Genomic DNA, 22590 nt, shown 5'->3' with positions numbered 1-22590 from the left:
TCCATGTAACGGAAAACGTAGTCTTTATCGGCATGATTATGCATGCTCTCCGATAGCTGCAACAGTTACCTGCAGTACCTTTGGTTATCCATGTGATGGTAAGTGCTCTACATGCAGTACTTATCTTAGCTCAACTTTTCTTTCGTGCTGTTAAGCGTTTGATATTTGTACAATCAACAGGTTGTTCCAGAGTCTACCACTGACTATGGACAGCCTGTTTTTTTAATTTCCGGCAAAGAAGGTTATCCGCTACTGATGCAAATATTAGGAAAATGGATAATGTACACCCAGATACTTTGTTTGAATCATTATAGGAATAAAGTTATATAAAAACGATGCTCCCAGCCGATGTGACCATGTTGATTTTGTACTATGATGCAATTAACAGGAGAAATTAGAAATAGACAGGGAACAGATGATGGATCTCCTGTCATGGAAGGATATATTGCAGAGTGCAAATCATACGAAAATACGATGAAGAAGGTGGTTCATGTGAAATCAATACGTAAATATGCATGTTTGTTTTCTTTGATTATACTATCCACTTTCATTTTGGGAGGGTGTCAGAACATGAAGGAAAGTGAAAAACAGGCCTATTTTAAGGAAGCGGAAGTGGAAGCCGTAAAATATCTAAAAAATAAATATGAACTGGATGTTGTCATCACGAATAAAGAGTTGTTACCTGAGATGGCGCTTGATTCTATTGCGATGGAAGGACATGTGGTTGAACATGAAGCACAAGAATTTACGATCTCGTATGACTATGAGGAGAAAAAAATCAAAAACTTTGGCATGAGTCCGGCAATAAAGGAGGCAATTATAGCTAAGGGATATGATCCGTTTAACAAATAAATCATAATTCAGGATTGATTTTCTTGGAGGTGCAACGGTTGTGAGTAAATCACCAAAAATTGATGATGAAACATACAACAAGATGTCTGAATTAGCTTATGAGAATCTGAAATCAGGTATTGAGTTTGAGAACCTTCCCGGATGGCAAGTTCTTGAGGACACTCATGGAAACAAAAAATCCGGTTTTGATGCGGTGACCTTCTACAATCCTGAGACCAAACAGGCGGTTATCGCTTATCGGGGCACGGAGGGAAGCGCATCGTTGGATCGCAGCGTTCCTGATTATTATGCGGACGCTCAAATCGGTTTGCCTGAGCTTGGCAGAAAGATCGAACAAAGTACTGACCTTACGCCGGATTGGCTGGCTAATGGTATCCAGAAGGTAAGAGATATTACCGGGATCACTACGGTAGAGAATGCTGTGGGAGAACTGGATAAAACGCTGGATAAGACATTCGGACTGGGCCCCAATCAGATGTATGAAGCGGAAGATTACGCCAAAGATATGCAGAAAAAATACAAGGATTTGGATTTTTCGCTGACAGGGCATTCGCTTGGAGGGGGAAATGCCCAGTATGCGGCCGCATACACGGGACTTTCCGCAGTGACGTTTAGCGCGCCATCCGTAATCTCCAGTCTCACGCCAGAGGCGAAACGAAAGGCCGAAGAGGGTGGGTTTGATAGCCAAATCATTAACTACGGACATCCCGGAGATTTTGTAACCAGCGGATTTTTTGGTGGATACGATCGTCACGTGGGTTCCATGTATTACATCAATTCCAACTACAAGGATATGAATGATGACATGGGCATGATGGATAAAATCAGTAACACCTTTGGTGGTGAAGAGTACCACGGTCTGAAACAGTACAAGTTCGAGAATGGCTATATTTCCAACGATCTATACGATCCGGTTACAGGCGAGAAAATCCGTTATTCACCACGTCAGCCGTCCAATGTCCTGTCTGATCTCGCAGCATTTATGCGGAACCTGGATGGGCAAGCAGGCAGCCTTGCAAGAAGCATGGGCGCAGCAGCAGGGGCATCTGGCCTGATTCAGGTAACGCCCGAGGAACTCAAAAGTGTCGCTGCCCGGTGGAAGCAAAATGCACAACAGTGCAATGCAGAGTTGAATACGGTACGGAGCCGAATGGCCCAATACCTGCATTCCAGCCGCAGTCGCAGACTTGAGCCTATCGTCACTCATCTGGATGCGTCTATTAACGAGTTGAGCACATGGCATATGAAGCATACGAGTCAGTTCTTAAACTTTATCGAAGAGAAGGCGGAAGCATTCCGTCAAGCAGATGAGAGTCAGGTCAGTTTCAAATAGAATTTTACGTGAAGGGTCTGGCGATTGGAACTTACATAAGGGAGGGAACACGAGTGAGCGGACAATTGCTGGTAGAGCTGAATGATCTTCGGATTGCTGAAAAAGAATTGACCCAGCTGCTTGCCCGTCTTCAGGCAGATGAGCAAGAGGCGAGAAGCTTATACAACCGTCTCGACGACTGGAAGGGACAATCGGCCGATTATACAAGACAGCAGATCGAAGCGTTCTTCGCGGGTCTGTCTGGACGGATACAGTCGATTGAACAACAGAAGAAAAGCTTGCTGCAATATATTGAAATCATGATCCAAACGGATCAGGAACGGTAGGGGAAAAGTTGTAAGGGACGCTGCTCTTAACCAGTGAACTTAAGCATGAGTTTGAAATTTGAAATCGAAGTTAGCTTAAGCATAGAGATAAAAAAAAGGAGCCTCGGCACATCGGGATAGATCCCGTTTGCCGAAGGCTCCTTTCTTTTTTGTCTACATACAAGACTGCATGTTAACTCTTAACGTTTTTTGCGGCGTGTTGCCAGAGCAATACCCAGGAAGGACAGGATCAACGCCAGAATGGATACGATCAATGTTGCCTGTTGCAGCTTCAATGTGCCTGGGTCTGAATTCGTATTGTTTGGCTCACCCGTAACGGTGTCGTTCAACGCGTCACCCAATGTGGTATCGTCGTTTGCCTTCGTATCGTCACCCGTTGCTGCTTCATCATCATGACCCGCATTGCCGGCTGTGCCTGCACTATCATGACCTCCGCCTGCAGCAGCATTACCTGTAGCGGCAGGATCTTGGCTGATTGCCGTGATACTGTGCGGGTTGCTGTCACTTGGTCCGCCTGTCCATTCCACGATGCTGCCATCGCTATAATACTGGAACGCATCCCAGGCTACTTCCGTTTCGGCATCCGGATTCTGCGCTACAAAGTTGAACTGCTGGAATTGACCAGCCAGAATTCCTTCGTTATCTCCGTCCACTTCCCAAGTGATTGACGTGACTTCATTGGAATCGTTTTTTTCGGTAGTGATTTTCCAGCCTGCCAGTGGTTGGTATTGCTTGAATGCAACGCCTTGCGGTACTTTCAGCGTGACTTTGGTGGTAGGCAGCTCTTTTTCGGATGGAATCTTGATGCTATATGTCTGCCATGCCCCCGTTTGTGCCACGGTTGGGTTAACGGTAACGTGCGCACTGGCGAATCCGGCGAACAGCATCAGCGCAGCGGCTCCAGCAGTGAGGCTGGATGTCAGTTTGGAAGTCCATGATGTTTTCTTCAAAATAATTTACCCCTCTCAATTATTATCATTTATGTTTCGGCCCATTTTCTAAAATAAGTGCCTGATGTGCTGCAAAGTCACCGTTACGGTTACGAATCGTTCTTTCAATCGCTGTTATTCCCAGATTTTTTTGATTCACTTTATAAGTGAAAATCCGGGAATAAATGCGAACGTTGCACTTTTCCAGAATCGATTTCGTCCCCTTCACTACAATTGCTGCTTATGGAGACACTGATTTTAGATGGAGTCGCGTTCCATATCCGATACGGCTATATCTACGGATTAGCGGTGTCGATCTCAAATTCGGTATCCAGCGAATCCAGGGATCGGGTTAGCAGATGCACCTTGATGTTCCAGCGTCCTGGCATAGAGATGTATTCTTCTGCCTCGTATACGCCAGTATCATTTTTCGGAATCGTGATCTCGTAAATGCCCATATCCATATCCAGGTGGGTCAGTGACAGTGTGATCTGTTCCAGATCGTTAACTGTACTGCCGTCCGGTTTCTTCACGTCGACCTTAAACTGATTCTCTCCGGTACGATTTGGACTTACCTGAAGCGTAATCGTGGTCCCGTCATCCATAGTCTGCACTTCTTTATAAGGTCCTGCGGCTGCCGGTTGTCCGGGAGACAGGTGTGTCAGCACGGCGGCCAGCGCAAGAACGACGGCTCCAGCAATCAGTTCGGCCTTCAGGCTGCCGGAGAGTCGGTTACCGCTGCTTGCACGTGCCATTCTGGCATGACGCCAGGCCAACACAAGCATCACAACAAGCAAGACAACTTTGGCGATAAGCACAAGACCATACGCCGTTGTGAACAGGGACGTAAGTACAGGTGCAGGCAAAATGATCAGGCTGCTGTATATTCCCGTAGCGACGAGAGCAGCAACAGCACCAATGCCCCAGGCTGTGAAGCGTCGAATCGCAGTCCAGTAAACCTCTCCTCGCATAGTGGAAGGCAGTTTATCCGCGAGCGGAGGCAGACACGCAGCCATGGCGGTTAGAGCGCCGATCCAGAAAGCAGCTCCGATCAGATGAACGAAGTCCATTGCGATGGCGAGCGTTCGTTGTTTCGCCGCAGCCGGATGTCCCGTCATAGCATGGGTAAACAACCAGCCAAGAACGAGGACCAGTGATCCGTATGATGACCAGATACGGATACGCAGCGAGCGATCCCGGTCATATCCGGAGAGGATGGTAACCGCCAGCAGCATCACAATGAGCATCTGTACCACCCAGATCTGGCCAAATGACGTCAATTTAAGTGCACTGCCCATCAGTGCCCAGCTGAACTCCCCAATGGAAACGCCTGATTCATACAATGTGTTCAGGGGCAGACTGATCAGAGCGGCAACAGAAGCGGCGCCATAACTGATCCATAACAACTTGTAGCTTCTTGGTACTTCCAGAGGTTCTCTCGCCATGGAAGCAGGTGCAATCCGGAACAGCAGGAAAGCAAGTGTGCCCAGAATCACAGACAACCCCAGATATTGAATCCAGTCGGTCAGCGACAAAATCCATTTTAACGGTCCGCCAACCTGGCCTGAACCTGAGGTTAAATCCGCGAGACCGGCAGGAGCGCCAGATGGTTCCCCAATATGAAACACATAGGCTCCCTGAATGGGGTGACCATCAGCAGATACGGCCTTCCAATTCACGGCGTAGGTTCCGTTTCCAAGTCCGGTTCGCAGTCCGGTCTCCAGAATATGAGGACGGTTCTCATCGACATGCACATTCCCGTCATCTGCTTGAGTTCCGTCAGGTCCGGTGATTTTAATATCAAAAAAGGCCGTCTGTAAAGACTCGTTGAACTCCAGAGTTAGGCGTTCAGGTGCAGTCGCAACCAGTTCATTTTCACCCGGTGAAGCCTGCACGATATAAGCATGGGCAGAAGCCCATTGCGGCATAACAAGGCAACACAATAACATCAGGGCAACCATCAGTGCCCAGTGCCGTTTGCCCAATTTCATGGTGAATCTACTCAAAATCAAAAAATCATCACCTTAGGTCTAGAATTGTAAGTCATTCTTTGTTATCCGAGCACAATCTATACCATTATAACTTTGTCCAAAATAACACCGTATGACTACATTGGGCTATAAAAAAACGAAATGATCCATAGAATTGTGACAAAAACATGAATGCGTCGCTATTTACGCAGCTTGCGGCCTGCCAGTCCGCTTTCCAATGCATAGCGGGTTAGTTGCACACGATTTTCGAGATGCAGTTTCTGTAAAATATTCTTTAGATGATTTTTCACCGTCTGGTCCGAAATGCCAAGTTGGTCGGCAATCTCACGGTTAGTATATCCCGCAGATACCCATTGCAGGATCTCAAGCTCCCGCGTAGTCAGCGGATTATCGGGTACATCCTCAGTGCGAGGTGCAGGGAACTCCTGAAGGATTCGATAGGCCAGTTCCTTGCTCAGGGGTGCATCATCACTAACGATGGCGCGAAGGTATTCAAGCCAGGTGGAGGGAGCCAGATTTTTGAGCAAATATCCTTGAGCCCCCTGCTTCAGCGCTTCAAACAGGTAGGTGACATCATCCGATACCGTAACCATGACGATAATGACATAAGGAAAGCGCAGTTTGATCTGACGGGTGGCTTCCAGCCCATCCATATCCGGCATCTGCACGTCCATTAGAATAAGATCGGGCATCCATTGCCCGGTAAGCTCCAGTGCCTCCAGTCCAGTCGAAGCGGTACCAATAACTTCAAACAGGCTATCCTCGGATAAAATACTGCAGATCGCCTCACGCGCATGCGCGTGATCATCGACAACCAATACCCGTACAAGTTCCATATTAAGCATGCCCCTTTCCAATGGTTATTCGAGTGTACCCTGGCCTTGAATCAAGGGCGAAAGACCAGCCCATCTGAGCTGCACGTTCCTTCGTAATTCGCAGGCCGTACCGATCCTTCAGGTGCAGTCGATCGCCGCTCACACCAACACCGTTATCCTGAATGAAGATGGACCAGACAAAAGGAGTTCCTTCTGCAATCACCCGAATATCTGTAGCCCGGGCATGTTTGCGTACATTAAGCAGTGCTTCCCGAATGCAGGCGAGCAGCTCTACCTGCTCCTTGGGGGAGAAGAAGGTGCTGTCCAGATCCCATTCCAGATGCGTCGAAGGAACCGTCTCCTCTATAAGTAATTCCACCTGTGACAGCAGGGAAGATCCGTCCGGTACTGCTGCTTGTCCAGGGATGTAGCGGAGCTGGGCGATGGCCTGCCGTACGTAAGCGTTGACCTCGTGTACGGTTTTGCGTATTTCCTGAATTTCATTCTCGTGACCACTTCCAGCCAAACTGCGCTCGGCCTTATCTGTTTTTACCGACAGGAGAAAAAGAGACTGCGAGATGCCATCGTGAAGCTCGCGGGCCAGTTGATCCCGAGCTTCGAGTGCCGCTTTGGAGGCACGCTCCTGCTCCAAAGCGGCCCTGGCACTTTCCAGCATATTAAATAAGCGACTTAGCAAGGTGACGCTTATGAGGTAAAGGATAAGGGGGGTAAGCCAGTTACCCGCATCCATTGATAGGTAGGGCATCAAGAATTGGTGACGGATGTATTCCCAGAGGCCAACCGTGAATGTGGGGACCAGCAGAATCATCCATTTAATTTGTTTATATGACATGAATACAGAACTCCTTTGTATAAGGTCCACTTATATGTATCCGTTTCAAGGGTTGGCACCATTATAACGCATGCTTGCTTCATACCCTAGTCTGGCTTTCTTCGAAGGAACCTCGGGTGGATAAGGGAGCATTTAGAAGGATATCTAAGAACAACATGGGGTGAAATTATGTCACGCAGGGTGAGCCTTGATGAGTACAGATGAGCGGGGCTGTATCCATTTTCACTATCGGAGAAGGTCCTCTATACTTATATAGAACACAAATTCATTACAAAAGATGTTAAGGAGTGAACGCAACAACATGAATCAAGAGGTATTGGAACGTCGCAGCGAGTTGCTTAAGAAGAACATTCATCAAATGCTTCTTCAAGACAATCAGCACGGAATCAGTCGTCAGGATAACATGTTTTTGCAGCAGATGATTAAAGAGCTGCATCAGACTTCACACGAACTGAACACCACTCGATAACGCAAAATCTGCACAAGAATGAAGTGGTCTAGTGCATGATTTATTCTATGATGAACATGAAAATGGCGCTATCCCCGATCAGGCCGGGGGTAGCGCTTTTGGCTTTATTATAAGGGGAATCTCTGAGGGAGTTACACCAGTTGTTGCTGCACCGTTCGTTTCTGAATATATCGGATAAACAGCTCGGCTAGCTCGGGATCAAACTGGGAACCGGAGCACATCTGCAGTTCCTTGATCGCTTCATCCACATTTTTCGTTTCCTGATATGGCCGCTCTGTCGTCATTGCGTCAAAGGAATCAATCACCGTGAGCATCCGGCACAACCTTGGAATCTCACAGCCTTTCAGACCATAAGGATAGCCTGCCCCGTCATACCGTTCATGATGCAATTCGATATAGGGAATGAGATCGGCAAAACGTTCGTTCGTCATGGCCATTTTTTTGCCCCAGGTGACGTGGCCCTTGATCGTTTCCCATTCATCAGCGGTAAGCTTTTCTTTCTTATTCAGAATGGACCACGGAATTTCGAGCTTTCCGATATCATGAATCAGTGCGCCCAGTACAAAATTCCGCTTCTCCACATTGTCGAGTTCCAGCAACTCACTTAAATCGAGGGCATACTTATATACGCGTTTGGAATGTTTGAATGTATCCATATCCTTATATCTGAACAAGTTGAGCTGCTGCTCAATGTCGCGCACATCCTGCACCAGATCAATCTCCTGCTCCATGCCGTCATTGCTGCCGTGGCGATGCACATTGTTTTTGCCCTGCTTTTTGGCATAATACAGTGCTTTGTCCGCCTGATCCACAAGTTGTGACTTGTTGTACATATCGACTTCATAACGCGCAACACCTGCGGAGAAGGAGAGACAACCGTGCGGAAACACTTCAACTCCTTCAAAAGGTGTGTCGTTCAGCTGCTTGCGCAGCTTGTTCATGAACGCATAAGCCTCATCCAGATCCATGCCCGGCATAAGCAGGGTGAACTCTTCTCCGCCATAACGAAAGGCGGTGACCTGAGTACCTTCCGTCTTCCGACTGAGGAAGTCTCCAAGAAGAGCCAGCAGGCTGTCACCCTGGAGATGACCGAAGCGGTCGTTATACTTTTTGAAATCATCAATATCGATGAGTCCCAGCGAAAGCGGGGTTCCCTGTGAACGGGCGTTACCAAGCTCGCTCTCCAACATACTTTCAAAATGACTGTGGTTAAACAAGCCTGTGCGTTGATCCGTATTGGCCTTTTCCTCAATACTTTGATACATCACAAACAGCTGTTTGAACGCATGCGATAGCAGAATGCTAAGACTGAGGTAGAGCAGCAGGCCGAGAACACCGTTATGCACAACCAGAATGGTCAGCACAAGCGCCAAAATCAATGTACATAAATAGACGAGCAGTGATTCGGTAACGAACACACGCTTCATCTGCTGTAATGCATCCTTTGTTGAAAAATGAAAAAACAGGCCAAGCGTGATTGTATTAATGATGAAGTAGGCTGCAAGTGCCGCAAAATAGGGCAGCAGGTTATATCCATCCAGTGCTCCCGGAATTCCTCCAGTCCAAGTGAATACATAAGCCGCTCCAGCAATCATAAGGCTGTAAATGCTGAAATTGACGATGTGTTTCCACCAAGTGAGTTTGCGATCCTTGATTAACAGAATGAGGGAAACGGGCAGCAGTACAGACAGACTGAATGCACCACCAAACATGAAGATACAGGCGAGGTACACGGAAGAGTCCATGGATTGCTGATTGCCTTTGGGCGGAATTTGAAATGTGAAGTAATCCAAAATCAGCGCTGCCCCGAGCATCGTGTATACCATTACCCATTCATCAGAGGATAGATGGAGATAAGACCACTTGTTCATATACAGAAAAATACCGATGCCGGCGCAGCTAAGCAACACAACATACATGCTGCTCCGATCTGCTTTATGGATGAGGTTACGAATAAAGTTCATAAAAATTCTCCTGCTTGGTTTAGTCTGCTCTTGATGTGAATATATCGGCTTGTTCTATATTGATGTATAACATAACAAGTTACCTCCCAAAAATCCAGAAAGAAAAAACAGGCCGCTGGCAGCCTGTTTGTCATGGTTGGCGAGTTATGTACTAGCCGCCCAGCTTGTATCCCGAAGTCAATGCAACAACGACAGAAGCTACGATGATTGCGTTGATGACGAGACGAGAATATTTAATGCCTTCGAATTTTTTCATGGAAAAGACCTCCCTTCCTTGGAGTCTGTCCGAATCTCTTCTGGCCTGATGGAATTCACTGGCTGCAAAGCTTCTCCGGTTCGATTCACCATCATGTACTGGATAAACAGGAATATGCCAATGTTCATGACCACATCGCCGATGCTGATCACCTGGGTCCGCGGATAAGGACTGGATAGCGGGATGATATCACCTAGGAATGAAAGATGTGTAGAAGCATCCATCATATAGTGCTTCGATACCGCTCCGCCTTCGCGCAGCATGTCCACATAATAGGGACCGAGGACAGCAGAGGCTTCCACGGAAACCGGCATACGCCCACCGTTCACCACCATGACGATGAAGTTGAGAAAGACACCAATCCAGATCAGCGTAAAACCCTTATGATGTCGATTGAGCCACAAAAATGCCAGACCTGTGACATAAACGGCAGCAAAGAGGTAGCCGTTGATGGATGCAACCCAATCAAGCCTTTCCTGCAAGAAAAAGATGAAGAACTGGACCAGAAGCAACAGCGGAAAAATCCATCCGCCTCGCAGCTTGAGTGCTGCAAATTGGTGGAGACCATACCGAAATCCTCCACGGAACAGTCCAACGATCAAGCCGAGAAGAATGCCGTCGTATACCATGATTAACTCCTGTCTTACAGATATGTGTAAATGTGATTGCGTGTTTGTGTACCTATGTTATTCGACCTTTTACTGGTAAATCCTGCAATGAAAAATATTTATTTGAGAAGAAATTTGCAAAAAAATAAACAAAAAACCGTCTTTACGAACCAATGGGTCGAATCCATTGTAAAGTTCGGTAAAGACGGCTTTATATTGTGTCAAAATACGAGCTTTAATGCACTTGGCAAATGTTCAGTTTATTCCGATTCCCCATTCAGATAATTGAAGAACGGGTGGTCAACCCAGAAGGTGTAACTGGATATGTCCGCATCAGGGGCCAGCTTACGGAATCCTTCCTGAATAGCCTTGGAGTTCTCCTTAAGGGAGAAGGATTGTGCGTAATAGTTGCCAAGCGAAATTTTATTGTTGGCAATGACCGGATATTCCGCGAGAGCAGTAGGCGAATAATACAGCGGCTGCCACCAGGAAGCATGGATCAATGCAGAGGTGTCATCGCTATTCTTTTTGGCATACTTCAATATAATGTCGTTGAAGCGGGCTTTGTCCGCTGTGTTATTGAACTCAAACTGAATGTCATATTCTTTGGCGTAGGCAATGTAGTTGCCATTCTCGATCTGGGTTACTTTGTAATCTGGTGTTTCTTTGGGCTCTCCCCATTCCTTCAAATAAATGAAGGCAGATGTCTTCGGCTGGAACTGCACGTCGGCATCGATGCCTTCACTGCGCAACAGTCCAATTAACTGCACCGCGTGTTTAATATCATCATGTCCGTAAGTTAAAGTCAGTTCATCGATGAAGTTGGAATCGAAGCGACTGTCCTTTAAATTGTAACCTGTGACGAGATCATTCCGCAGAGCTTGATCCACAATAGTCCGAAGTTCTGGTGCTTCTATTAAATCAGCAGTGCGATAGGCAGCGTACAATTTGGAGTAAATGTCAGCGTCGCCGGAACGGCCAATTTCATTTTTATATTTACCCTGACTGGTTAATACCCGTCCAAGCAAAATGTTGGCAAAATCAGAACTTGCTTCGCCACCCTTACGGAGAGCGGGGTACAGACTTTCCGGGATCAGACCTGTATCAATGGCAGCGGCCAGTTCCTGCGCGGCTTGTCCCTGAACGCGGCCTGGGCTAATGCCCAGTTTCGCAAGTGCCTTTGCTGTTTTGTCTTCAGGATATGTATAGGCCAGCTCTTTGAATCCGGCTGCTTTGACGGCGATGAAGACAGCGGCATAAGTGCTCAGTTTGTCATTGGCACGCACTTCCGTACCGGATAGGATGCCATTGGTATATAAGGAAACGGCAGCTTTATACGCGGAATCATTCGAGTTCAGATCAGTAAAGGCTGGGGCCTTAACTTCACTGTCACTTGCCTCATCTGTAGCGGGAGCAGCTTGATCGGCTTCAAGAATGGCAGCAATCGTCTTGATGAAGTCACCTTTCGTTAACTGCTTCGGCAATTGGATATTGTATTTGGCTTGCAGGAATTGGGCGTAATCGGTCGCACTCTCGGTATAGACTGAAGGAGCTTGTGCTACCGGTCCTTTAACTGCTTGCGTAGTTTGTCCGGCTGGAGTGGCGGATGCTGCGGATGCCGAAGCAGGCAAGCTGAGGCTGCCGAGTGTAACTGGAGCGGCAAGCAGAGCGGCCAATGTGATCTGGGTGATTTTTTTCAAATGAATAGCCTCCTCAAAATATGATTGGAAAATAAAGAAGATTGCGCTTAAATTCTGACAAATCCTATCTGAATATAATAATTGGATTGACTTTAGCATGGAGCAGCTCTGGATGTCAACGGGAAAAAACTAGATCATTTGATGATAATCTTTTGGCATGCAAGGAACAGAATATCCCGACAAACTCATATTCCGGCAATGTACGTTTTCCTGATCATGCAGTCGAACTTCATAATGCTTTTCCTAACACATACATAACAAAAACGCAAGCTTCCAGGCTATGTCTCTCCCTTTCACTTGCGCTCTCGTTGATTTATTTAACCGTGCTGGTATGAGCTGATTGTCCCGACTGTTCGTTGAACGTAACACGTGACAGTTGCTCTAACACGTAACAGGTACTGCGGATTGCCCTGAAAAAGTAACTGATCTCTATATTCTCATTCGGACCATGATTGTTTTGGTCGTAATTTGCATACGGAACAATAACGGAAGGCGCGTTCAAAATCCGGGTCCACACATAGTCTGGCAGCGTGCCTCCCAGGCTGGGCTGAATGACAGGACGTCGTCCAGTTGATTGCTCCAAAGCCTTGGCAATGGCAAGCACAGCTGGATGGTCCGCGGAAGTCCTTGAAGCAGGGACTGAGCCTTTGCGTATTAACGTAATGCTTGCATCGTGTTTTCGCACATGGTTAGCGAGCGCTTCGTATACCTGATCAGGGTCCTGTCCTGCAACAAGACGAATGTCCAGCCGGGCCGTGGCCCGCGCCGGAATGATCGACCGTCCTCCTTTGCCCGTATGACCGCTGAACAATCCGGAGACATTCAGCGTCGGTTCGAACATTAGTCTGCGATGATATGTATCACTATCGATATCCAGCGCATCATAACCACTTTTGCGCCGAATCCCTTCCAGATCGTAAGGGATTCGGCGCAGGATTTGTTCTTCATGCGGCGTCGGTGGCCTCACGCCATCGTAAAACCCATCAATCGTCACCTGGTGTCCCTTACGCATCGTGTGCAGCAACTCGGTCAATCGCCATACCGGATTGGGCACGATATTGCCAAGGTTGCCCGAATGATTGTCCCATCGCGCTTCTTGGGCCACCAGTTCTACTCCCAAGGCACCTCGCACGCCGAGCAGGATAGACTGTGCTCCCGACTCATGGGAAGAACCGTCTGTCGTATAGACCAGGTCTGTTTGCAGAAGCGCACGATGTTGCTCCACGAAAGTGGCCAGATGACGGCTCCCGGCTTCTTCTTCTCCCTCGATGATCCATTTGACATTTACGGGCAGTCGTCCATGGATATCCAGGTACGTCTTGGCGCCGAGTATGCTTGCAACGAATTGCCCTTTGTTGTCGCCCGCTCCACGGGCATAGATGCGACCGTTTCGAATCTCGGGCTCGAAAGGGTCACTCTCCCATTCATCCAATGGATCGGGAGGTTGCACATCATAATGACCATAGATAAGCACGGTCGTTTCATTGTCAGGGTGGAGCCACTCTCCATAAATGATGGGATGCCCTTCCGTTTCGTAACGACGGTTTTCTATGCCGCAGTCAGAGAACAACTCTTGCACCAGAGAGGCGCATTCTGCCATGCCGATATTTTGCGTGCTGATACTGGGTTGGCGCAGCAGCCTGAACAATCGTTCCAAATAATATTTTTCGTTCCGGGAAATGAATGAATCCACATCGTTGACCAAGCTTCTCATCCTTTCTGTGTAAGACTTCATCCGCTTCGTTCATGCCGTTGGTGTGAGGTAACGGTTCATTCCTCCATCAGCCGAAAAATATTTACTCGACATAGACATCATTGAAAATCGGATACCCCAAGTAATCAAATTGCAATCCTTTCAGTTTTTCACTAGCTCCAACAACATATGGGAAAATGTATATCGGGATAATAATGGCATTATCATGAATGTATCTAAGCACCTTGCCGTATATTTCAGCACGCTTGGTATCGTCAAATTCAACTGCTCCTTGCTGTAACCACTCGTCGACTTCAGGACTGGAAAGATTGGACAGGGTAGCCCTTGCTCCCGGAGCAGCCGTATGGTAGAACGGAATCAATGCTTGCGGGTCATCCTTGACCTGACTGTTGCCGTAGATGTCATAGTCCCCATTCGTGAACACAAGGGTACTGACATCTTGTGTTATTTCGACTTCGACCTGCACGCCAATTTTTTTGAGCTGCTGCTGGATCATTGCCGCAATGTCGTTCCGCTTTTCCCGGTTCGGCGATCCGTCTACGTAATGCAAGGTAAGCTTCTGTCCATTCTTTTCTCGGATGCCGTCCGCGCCAGCTTTCCAACCGATTTCATCCAGCAATTGTGCTGCTTTCGCCTGATCCGGCTGGATTGCGTTCTCCAGCGAAGCATCGTAACCCAATATGGAAGGCGTCACCGCAGACCAGGCTTGTTCATAGATGCCCAAATAGAGTGTTTTCACAATTGAACCAACATCAATGCCGTATTGTAACGCCTGCCGCGCCTTCAATTCGTTCCACGGTTCTTTTTTCTGATTAATGAAAAGCGTATACGGAAGTCCTGGCGTGTTAACTTTCAGCAGTTGAAAGCCGGGTTGCTTCTCCAGTGTCAGCACATTTTGCGGCGGTACCGTCTCGATGGCCGTCACCTGCTCGCTTTGCAAGCTGCCCACGCGCGTAGCTTCTTCTGGGATGATTTTGAACGTGAGCGTGTTTAAATAAGGTTTGCCTTTATTTTCAACCGTTTCGGGAGCCCAGGTGTAGTCAGCATTACGTTCCACCTGAATCTGCACATTCTCGTCCCATTTGACGAATTTGAACGGTCCTGTACCGACAGGATGCTTACCGAACTGTTCGCTGTATTTTTCCACTGCGGTTGGAGATACGATACTCAGCGCCGCTTGGCTTAAATTGCCGAGGAATGCACGTGAAGGTTCGGACAAATTCAACTGGATCGTATATTCATCGATTACTTCGGAGCTTTCGTAAGGAACGATTAATGCCGCCGAGTTGCCAGCTTTGGTGATTGGGTCCAGAATCCGGTCCAAGCTGAATTTCACCGCTTCGGCATTGAATGGCGTGCCATCATGGAACGTCACTCCCTCACGCAGTTTAAACGTATACGTTTTGTGATCTTCCGACTCTTTCCATTCCGTGGCAAGCCAAGGCTTGATCGTGCCATCATTAGTTTTCACCACCAGATTCTCGAAGATCGTCCGGTAAACGCGGATTGCAACGGCAAGCCCGCTTCGTGCCGGGTCCAACGTATCCGGCGAGGTGGCGAGTGCGTACGTGACGTCTCCTCCTTTGTCTGTCGCGCTGCCCGATGTCGCAGATGCATCTGTAGGACTGTTCGCAGTGGTTCCCTGACCACCGTTCGAGCAGGCTGATAACAACAAAACCAATGTTAAAATGATCGAAGTCCGGCGTATCCAGCGTATCCGTGTGTGCATGAAAATCCCCCATTCCCCTTTTCAGACAAACATGTGCTGCTTATCCGCAACCTTGGCCATGATGCCTGCATGTTATTATTTGATTATTTCAATTGAATTACTTGGGATTAAATCATACCTTATCGATGCCTTGGTGTTTAATAGAAACAACTTATACCATTATTGAAAAATTATATATCAGTACATGTCTCAACGAGGCCAGTGTGATCTGGTGTGATTTTTTTCAAATGAAAAGCCTTCTTAAAATGGGTTGGAAAATAATCAGCTTTGGGTTATAATTCTGACAAATCCTATATGAATAGAATAATTGGACTGAATTAGCATGGGGACGTCCTGGATGTTAATGAAATAAAGCTTGATATTGAGCGGTTTCCAGAGCTTGGTAGAAAGCAAATCAGCCATTATATTCCAATTAGTGTATACGCTCAAAGATTTATTGACAAGGATCGACAGTATCCGCTAGGATTATAAAAAAAGAATTGTGAAAAGGGGAATTTTCAAAATGAAAAGAGGTTTATCGTTCGTCTTATCGATCATCATGTTGGCTATTTTACTGGCGGCTTGTGGAAATTCTGGTTCCAAAGACGAACAATCGGCCCAAGGTGGCGACAGTGAGAAATCACTGCGCATGGCGCTTGTACTTCCTGAAAAAATCGGGGTTAACCCGTTCTTCGTACAGATGGATGAAGGTTTCAAAAAAGCAGGCGAGGAATTCAAGGTAGATACCAAAACGATTGAATCGACTGACCCGGCAGCATTTGAGCAAAACCTGCGTGCTGCAGTTGCTGAGAACTATGATCTGATTATTACAGCAACCTTCCAGGCAGAAGATGCATTGAAAAAAGTGGCTGCTGAAAACCCGGACAAGTCCTTTGCTATTGTGGACACAACGGTTGATCTGCCTAACGTTCGTAGCGTTGGTTTCCATGAATATGAAGGAGCGTACCTGCTTGGTGCAGCTGCCGGACTGTCTACGAAAACAGACAAAGTCGGCATGATTGCCGCGATGGACGTTCCATTGATCAAGAAATATACAGAAGGTTTCAAAGCCGGTCTGGAATCGGTTAACCCGAAAGCGGAATTCCTCGTGAACTACGTTGGTGGATTCAATGACCCGGCCAAAGCAAAAGAGCTGGCGCTGGTGCAATTCGGCAAAGGTGCTGACTTCATCGCTGGAGCATCTGCTGTAGGCGATCTGGGCGTGTTCGAAGCTGCGAAGGAAAAAGGCTTCTATACTTCCGGTCAGGATACAGACCGTACCGTTGAAGATCCGGAGCATATTGTACTGTCTCAATTGAAGTCAACCGACACGGTTGCTTATCAGACAGTGAAGGATTTTGTAGAAGGAAACTTCAAAGCAGGCGCTGTGAACTACGGCTTGAAAGAAGATGGCGTAGGCTTGACGTATGTAACACGTGACAGCGAATCTCCATTGAATGCTTTTGTTGGACAAGAGGTTATCGACAAGGTTAAAGCGATCAAGGATGATATCGTATCCGGCAAAATCGTTGTGAAAGATCCATTGCAACAGTAGTATTCTTTGTTCGATAGGATTGAGTGATTGAGTTGATCAGCCGGCTGCCCGATCAGGCAGCCGGTTTTGCTGCTATTACAATGAACTATATATGTTCAACTAAACATTTACACGAGAACGTAGAGGACAGAAAAAACCTGGAGAAGCGCAGTGTTCGCCTTTATCCCCGGATTTTCCCCTTTGGAGAAAAAAATAAAAAAATCTGGGGATAACAGCGATCGGAAGGTTGTTCTGTCATCGTAGTGGCTAGTGTAAATATGCTTTAGTTGAACGTATATAGACCGAGAGGAGAGAACGCGAGATATGCTGTTGGAGATGGAGCAGATTACGAAGAAATACGGCGGCTTCACCGCTAACCGGGACATCCGTTTTAATTTGCGAGAAGGAGAGATTCATGCCCTCGTGGGTGAGAACGGCGCTGGTAAAACAACCCTGATGCGCATGTTGTATGGAATGGAGCAACCGACATCAGGCACAATCAAAGTTCGTGGACGCGAGGTCAGCTTCGCAACTCCGTCTCAGGCCATGGCAAGTGGTATCGGCATGGTGCATCAGCATTTCATGCTGTTTCCTTCCTTTACGGTTGCCGAGAATATCGTGATTGGCCGTGAACCGTCTGCGGCAGGAGTATTTGACCGCAAACAGGCAGCGGCCCAGGTGAATGAATTGGGCAGAACGTATGGCATGCCAGTTGATCCGTGGAAAAAAGTATTTGAATGCCCTCTGGGCATGCAGCAGCGAGTTGAAATTCTCAAAGTGCTGCATCAGGGCGCAGATATCATTATATTGGATGAACCTTCAGCGGTACTGACACCGCTGGAAGTGAAAGAACTGCTCGCGAATATGAAATCCCTTGCCAAGCTGGGCAAGACCTTTGTATTAATCACGCACAAGCTGCAGGAAGTCATGGATGTGGCAGACCGGATCACGGTTCTTCGTGATGGTCAGGTGACAGGTACGTTGGAAGCGAAGGACACAAATGTAGAGGAACTGTCCCGCCTGATGGTAGGACGCGAGCTGGTTCGCATGGACAAGCAGCCATCCGTTCCGGGAGAAGATGTGCTTCAGGTGGAAGCGGTCAATCTGTCAGGGGCAGAGGATCGTTCTGCGCTCAAGGATATCCATTTGCAAGTTCGAAAAGGCGAGGTTGTTGGAATTGCGGGTATTTCCGGAAACGGGCAATCTGAACTGATTCAGATCATTGCGGGACTGCGCAAAGCAGATAGCGGCCGCGTCCTGCTGTCAGGGCAGGATACAACCAATTGGCCAGTGCGGCGAATTCGGGAGCATGGACTTGCCCATATCCCGGAAGACCGCTATATGTGGGGAGCAGCTAAGGATGCGAGTGTTCGTGAAAATGGACTGATGGGCCATCATCACCGGCTTCAATCACGCGGTATCATTAAAGCGAAGGCAGCACGGACCATGGTGGAGAACTGGATCAAGCAGTTCAGTATCAAAACCGGTTCTGCGGAAACGAAGGCACAATTTCTTTCCGGTGGTAACTTGCAGAAGCTGATTGCTGCTCGTGAATTTGCCCAGGATACGCCGTTTCTGATTGCGGCTGAACCTACGCGGGGTGTAGACATCGGAGCGATGGAAACCATTCATGCCGAATTGCTGCGCAAACGGAATGAGGGTGCGGGTATTCTGCTGGTTTCCTCCGAATTGTCCGAGATTTTGCAATTATCTGATCGAATCATTGTCATGTATGAAGGCGGAATCGCCGGGGAACTGAAGGCAGATGAAGCAACAGAAGAACAGATCAGCTTGTTGATGGCAGGAGGGAAAGAGCGGATATGAATCGGGTAAAAGAAACACTTCGCGGACTCGTACAGCCGCTGCTTGCCGTATTCATCGGTTTGCTGGCAGGTGCTGTAGCCATTCTGGTCGTTGGCGGGTCTGTGGTGGATACGTATGCGGAGATGTGGAAAGGGGCCTTCGGCAACTTCTACTTCTTCACCAACACCTTGGCACGTTCGACGCCCATTATTCTCGCGGGGCTGGGCGTAGCACTGGCGTTCCGCGCCGGATTTTTCAACATGGGTGCTGAAGGACAGATGGTTCTCGGCGGACTTAGCGCCGCGCTGACGGCGCTCTACCTGCCGGGTCCAGGCTGGTTTGTCTGTATTGCAGCCATTGTGGCGGGAATTATTGCCGGTGGAGTCTGGTCGCTGTTTGCAGGCTGGCTGGATGCCCGCTTTGGCATGAATCTGTTGATCACAACGCTGCTGCTCAACTATATTGCGATTTATTTTGGAGGATACATGGTATCCTATCCGTTTAAAGACCGCACTGGATCCGCGGCAATGGCGCAGACACCGATGATTGATCAAAGTGTCTGGCTGCCGAAGCTGTTCCAGGGTATGGGACTGCATGCCGGCTTCATCATTGCCATCGTGGCGGCGATTCTCATCTACTGGTTCACACACAAGACGGTAACCGGTTATGAGATCCGCATGCTGGGTAGCAACCCTTCGTTTGCAACGTATGGCGGCGTACGCCGCATTCGCATGATGATGCTGTCGATGATCATCAGTGGTGGACTTGCAGGTCTTGCGGGTGCAGGGGAAGTGCTGGGTACACAGTACCGTTTCCTTGATGGATCGTTGTCATCCGCAAGTTATGCATGGAGCGGCATTATGGCGACATTGCTTGCCCGCTCGCATCCGCTAGGAACGGCTGTGGCGGCAATCCTGCTTGCAGCGTTGCAGACAGGTGCCATGGGGATGGAACGGAATACAGATGTGCCGCTGGAAGTCGGCAGTGTCATCCAAGCGGTGTTGACGTTATTTGTATCGGCTCAGATCGGATATTCATTCCTGAAGCGGAGAAAGGAGAAAAAGTCCAATGCAACAACTGTTTGATGCAGCCATGTTTGGCTCTACTCTGCGGATTATGACGCCGATTCTGCTTGCAGCGCTCGGTGGGGCTTTATGCTCTCGTGTCGGTCTGTTCAACGTGGGTCTGGAAGGACTTGTACTGATCGGTGCTTTCTCCGCTATTGTTGGTAACTATCTGTTCGGCAATGTACTGTTGGCCGTACTATTCTCGATTGTGATCGTCATGTTGTTCTCTGCGCTATTTGCCTTTATCAGTATTAATCTGAAGGCCAACGCCATTGTGGTCGGGATCTCGCTTAACTTTCTGGCGACAGGACTGACGACTTTTGCGCTGCGAGCGATTTTTGATGTAAAAGGTGCTTACTACGACAAGGATATGGTAGGACTCCCCAAATGGGATATCCCTCTTATTAAGGACATTCCGTGGGTAGGCGATGTCATCTCAGGGCATAGCCCGCTCGTGTATCTCGGAATTATTATCGTAATTGCCTTGCAGTTTTATCTGTTCAAAAGTGTCTCCGGTTTCCGTCTTCGTTCGGTTGGCGAGAATCCGGTAGCGGCACAAAGTATCGGCATCAAGGTGCGCGGTATTCAATATGGTGCAGTTCTGATGTGCGGCGTATTGTGCGCCCTGGCGGGTGCACAGCTATCGCTCGGCCAGGTTACGATGTTTACCGAGGGCATGACCGCTGGTCGTGGCTTTATCGCATTGGTAGCAACCATGCTGGGTCAAGCGAATCCGCTTGGCGTTATGGGGTCCAGCGTGCTGTTTGGATTCATGGAAGCTCTTAGTATCCGACTGCAAGGCTTTGCGCTGCCAACTCACTTTACCATGATGCTGCCGTATATTGTGACACTGGTGGCGATGTTCTTCTTCAAGGACCGTACGTATGCACAAGACGCACTGAAAGCGGGCGGAAGCTCGCGTTAATTCCTGAATGTTATGCTGGAAGCATATAAAGAAGGAGGAATCACGCTTGCATAATAAGGCTGAACGTCTGAAAAAAACGAAAAGCCCGGCACCCAAAGCGGGTGCTGAGCACGGAGACCGGCTGCCGCCAGGGCAGGTACTGACCGAGAAATTCCCGATTCTGCATGAAGGTGAAGTGCCGGAATACGACCTCTCGACCTGGGATTTGAAAGTGTTCGGCGAGGTTGAAGAGGAGAAGGTGTTCTCCTTTGCCGAGCTTCAGGCGATGCCTCAAGTGAACACGGTGAGCGACATTCATTGCGTAACTCGCTGGTCGAAGTTCGACACACCGTGGGAAGGTATCCGATTCTCGGATTTCATCAAGCTTCTTGGTGTGAAACCGGAAGCAAAATACGTCATGATCCATGCGGATCATGACTATGAAACGAACGTTCCGCTCGAAGAACTGATGCATGACGATGTACTGCTTGCTTTTAAATTTAATGGTGAGCCGCTCACACCGAAGCATGGTTATCCGTTGCGCTTGGTTGTTCCACAACTCTACTTCTGGAAGAGCGCGAAGTGGATACGAGGTTTGGAATTCATGAAAGAAGACCGCAATGGCTTCTGGGAAGTCAATGGTTTCCATCATTTTGCCGATCCGTTCAAGGAGCAGCGCTTCTCTGGTGAAGATATTCCGATTCCGGAAGACGAATGGACGAAGAAGGAGTTTGATTAAGATGTTGATGCCTATTTTGCAAATTCATTCCGAAGATATGCCTGCATATGCCATTGTCTGTGGTGATCCGGCACGTGCGGAGAAGATTTCCCGCAAGCTGGAGCAGACGAGAGAACTGGCATTCAGCCGGGAATATCGCACGTTTGTAGGACTGTATGAAGGTGTACAAATGGCCGTGGTCAGCCATGGCGTAGGTTCACCCGGAGCAGCCGTCTGCTTCGAAGAACTGATCCGGGCAGGGGTAACGACCATGATTCGTGTAGGTACAGCGGGCTCGTATACTGCGGATTATCCTGCGGGCAGCGTAATCGTCAGCACGGCCGCTGTACGTACGGACGGGCTGACACGTCAGCTCGTACCGGATGGTTTCCCTGCGGTCGCTGACCTGGGCGTTACGCAAGCGTTAATCGAGGCGACTCGTGAGCATGCAAGTGGAGCGAAAGCTTCAAGTGCGGGTAAAGTTGGCGTGGGCATTACCGTTACGCTGGATGCATTCTTCACAGGCGTTGAAGAGATTCCCCACCGCAAGTACAAGCAGGCGGGTGCTCTTGCTGCTGAGATGGAAATTGCCGCACTCTACATTGTCAGTACACTGCGCGGCGCTCGTGCCGGAGCCATTGTTGCTATCGACGGTTTCGCTGACAGCGACCTGGCTGCCGAGTATGATCCGCACACAAATGCGGTAGCTGATGCAGTTGAGCGTGAGATCGAAGCGGCACTGCGCGCATTGGCTGCACTCGCTCGCCAGGATCAGGCGTAAAGCTGAGATCATCAGGGCATTTTGTGATAATGCTGCTGGTAAAAAGCAAAACACTTCAATGATATCCATCTGAGGTGGACTATATAAAGAGGGCGTCCCATAAGGTCATGAACATGACCTAAAATGTACCCTATAAGATAGACACTTTGAAAAAGGTCATCTTATAGGGATTTTTTTGTTTATAATGAAGAAAACATGAGCGGTGGTAGGATTGAGATGACAATAAAATGTTTCACAGATCAACAACAGGCACAATTAAAATTAA

The 22590-nt window shown here is 48.3% G+C and carries 19 protein-coding genes; 10 read left to right on the top strand and 9 right to left on the bottom strand.

The annotated features are described in order from the left end of the window. Nucleotides 1–570 precede the first annotated feature (570 nt). From ACFVQB_RS31655 to ACFVQB_RS31645, 3 genes are all read left to right on the top strand, one after another. Nucleotides 571–852 (top strand): hypothetical protein, encoded by a 282-nt coding sequence (locus ACFVQB_RS31655; RefSeq protein ID WP_379448834.1) that lies wholly within the window; start codon nt 571–573, stop codon nt 850–852. 82 nt (nt 853–934) lie between these two features. Beyond that, nucleotides 935–2185: a Tle-like phospholipase domain-containing protein gene (locus ACFVQB_RS31650; protein ID WP_379449021.1), complete on the top strand. Its 1251-nt coding sequence runs from the start codon at nt 935–937 to the stop codon at nt 2183–2185. Between the two features lie 53 nt (nt 2186–2238). Next, on the top strand, nt 2239–2511 hold the full coding sequence (locus ACFVQB_RS31645; RefSeq protein ID WP_076290677.1) for a hypothetical protein: 273 nt from the start codon (nt 2239–2241) through the stop codon (nt 2509–2511). A gap of 179 nt (nt 2512–2690) precedes the next feature. Here the strand turns inward: ACFVQB_RS31645 and ACFVQB_RS31640 are convergent, their stop codons facing one another. The 4 genes from ACFVQB_RS31640 to ACFVQB_RS31625 all read right to left on the bottom strand — a co-directional run bounded on the left by ACFVQB_RS31640 (nt 2691) and on the right by ACFVQB_RS31625 (nt 7099). Beyond that, complete coding sequence (locus ACFVQB_RS31640; RefSeq protein ID WP_379448829.1) at nt 2691–3461, bottom strand: YcnI family copper-binding membrane protein; 771 nt, start codon at nt 3459–3461, stop codon at nt 2691–2693. A gap of 275 nt (nt 3462–3736) precedes the next feature. Beyond that, nucleotides 3737–5452 carry a copper resistance CopC/CopD family protein gene (locus tag ACFVQB_RS31635; RefSeq protein WP_379448826.1) on the bottom strand — a complete coding sequence of 572 codons (1716 nt, stop codon included), beginning with the start codon at nt 5450–5452 and terminating at the stop codon, nt 3737–3739. A 158-nt stretch (nt 5453–5610) separates the two neighbouring features. Then, the gene (locus tag ACFVQB_RS31630) at nt 5611–6267 is read right to left on the bottom strand and encodes a response regulator (RefSeq protein WP_090904095.1); all 657 of its coding nucleotides are present in this window, start codon (nt 6265–6267) and stop codon (nt 5611–5613) included. Between the two features lies 1 nt (nt 6268). Further along, nucleotides 6269–7099, bottom strand: coding sequence for a sensor histidine kinase (locus ACFVQB_RS31625; protein WP_379448823.1), 831 nt, complete (start codon nt 7097–7099; stop codon nt 6269–6271). A 301-nt stretch (nt 7100–7400) separates the two neighbouring features. Between ACFVQB_RS31625 and ACFVQB_RS31620 the strand changes: the two genes are divergently transcribed. Then, on the top strand, nt 7401–7568 hold the full coding sequence (locus ACFVQB_RS31620) for a hypothetical protein (RefSeq protein WP_167301679.1): 168 nt from the start codon (nt 7401–7403) through the stop codon (nt 7566–7568). 131 nt (nt 7569–7699) lie between these two features. Here ACFVQB_RS31620 and ACFVQB_RS31615 read toward each other — a convergent pair whose 3' ends face one another. From ACFVQB_RS31615 to ACFVQB_RS31595, 5 genes are all read right to left on the bottom strand, one after another. Beyond that, nucleotides 7700–9532, bottom strand: a complete 1833-nt coding sequence (locus ACFVQB_RS31615; protein ID WP_379448819.1) for a bifunctional diguanylate cyclase/phosphohydrolase — start codon at nt 9530–9532, stop codon at nt 7700–7702. 252 nt (nt 9533–9784) lie between these two features. After that, nucleotides 9785–10417 carry a DUF5317 domain-containing protein gene (locus ACFVQB_RS31610; RefSeq protein WP_379448815.1) on the bottom strand — a complete coding sequence of 211 codons (633 nt, stop codon included), beginning with the start codon at nt 10415–10417 and terminating at the stop codon, nt 9785–9787. A gap of 239 nt (nt 10418–10656) precedes the next feature. Continuing rightward, nucleotides 10657–12096 carry a hypothetical protein gene (locus ACFVQB_RS31605; RefSeq protein ID WP_379448813.1) on the bottom strand — a complete coding sequence of 480 codons (1440 nt, stop codon included), beginning with the start codon at nt 12094–12096 and terminating at the stop codon, nt 10657–10659. A gap of 313 nt (nt 12097–12409) precedes the next feature. Beyond that, on the bottom strand, nt 12410–13810 hold the full coding sequence (locus ACFVQB_RS31600) for a M20/M25/M40 family metallo-hydrolase (RefSeq protein WP_379449019.1): 1401 nt from the start codon (nt 13808–13810) through the stop codon (nt 12410–12412). An 82-nt stretch (nt 13811–13892) separates the two neighbouring features. Next, a complete protein-coding gene (locus ACFVQB_RS31595) occupies nt 13893–15539 on the bottom strand; it encodes an ABC transporter substrate-binding protein (protein WP_379448810.1) in 1647 nt (548 codons plus the stop codon). A gap of 502 nt (nt 15540–16041) precedes the next feature. Here ACFVQB_RS31595 and ACFVQB_RS31590 point away from each other — a divergent pair. The 6 genes from ACFVQB_RS31590 (at nt 16042) to ACFVQB_RS31565 (ending at nt 22325) form a co-directional block, all read left to right on the top strand. Beyond that, the gene (locus ACFVQB_RS31590; RefSeq protein ID WP_379448808.1) at nt 16042–17073 is read left to right on the top strand and encodes a BMP family lipoprotein; all 1032 of its coding nucleotides are present in this window, start codon (nt 16042–16044) and stop codon (nt 17071–17073) included. A gap of 303 nt (nt 17074–17376) precedes the next feature. After that, on the top strand, nt 17377–18876 hold the full coding sequence (locus ACFVQB_RS31585; protein WP_379448805.1) for an ABC transporter ATP-binding protein: 1500 nt from the start codon (nt 17377–17379) through the stop codon (nt 18874–18876). Further along, nucleotides 18873–19940, top strand: coding sequence for an ABC transporter permease (locus ACFVQB_RS31580; RefSeq protein ID WP_024632283.1), 1068 nt, complete (start codon nt 18873–18875; stop codon nt 19938–19940). Before ACFVQB_RS31585 ends, ACFVQB_RS31580 begins: the two co-directional genes overlap by 4 nt. Further along, nucleotides 19924–20847, top strand: a complete 924-nt coding sequence (locus ACFVQB_RS31575) for an ABC transporter permease (RefSeq protein ID WP_076290669.1) — start codon at nt 19924–19926, stop codon at nt 20845–20847. Before ACFVQB_RS31580 ends, ACFVQB_RS31575 begins: the two co-directional genes overlap by 17 nt. 46 nt (nt 20848–20893) lie before the next feature. After that, nucleotides 20894–21565, top strand: a complete 672-nt coding sequence (locus ACFVQB_RS31570) for a sulfite oxidase-like oxidoreductase (protein ID WP_053779836.1) — start codon at nt 20894–20896, stop codon at nt 21563–21565. 1 nt (nt 21566) lies between these two features. Beyond that, nucleotides 21567–22325 (top strand): nucleoside phosphorylase, encoded by a 759-nt coding sequence (locus tag ACFVQB_RS31565; protein ID WP_379448799.1) that lies wholly within the window; start codon nt 21567–21569, stop codon nt 22323–22325. The last annotated feature ends 265 nt before the right edge of the window (nt 22326–22590 follow it).

This window comes from Paenibacillus sp. NPDC057886, assembly GCF_042796655.1.
Taxonomy (GTDB): Bacteria; Bacillota; Bacilli; order Paenibacillales; family Paenibacillaceae; genus Paenibacillus.
The sequence above is the reverse complement of the archived record's forward strand: the minus strand, read 5'-3'. Positions and strand labels throughout refer to the sequence as shown.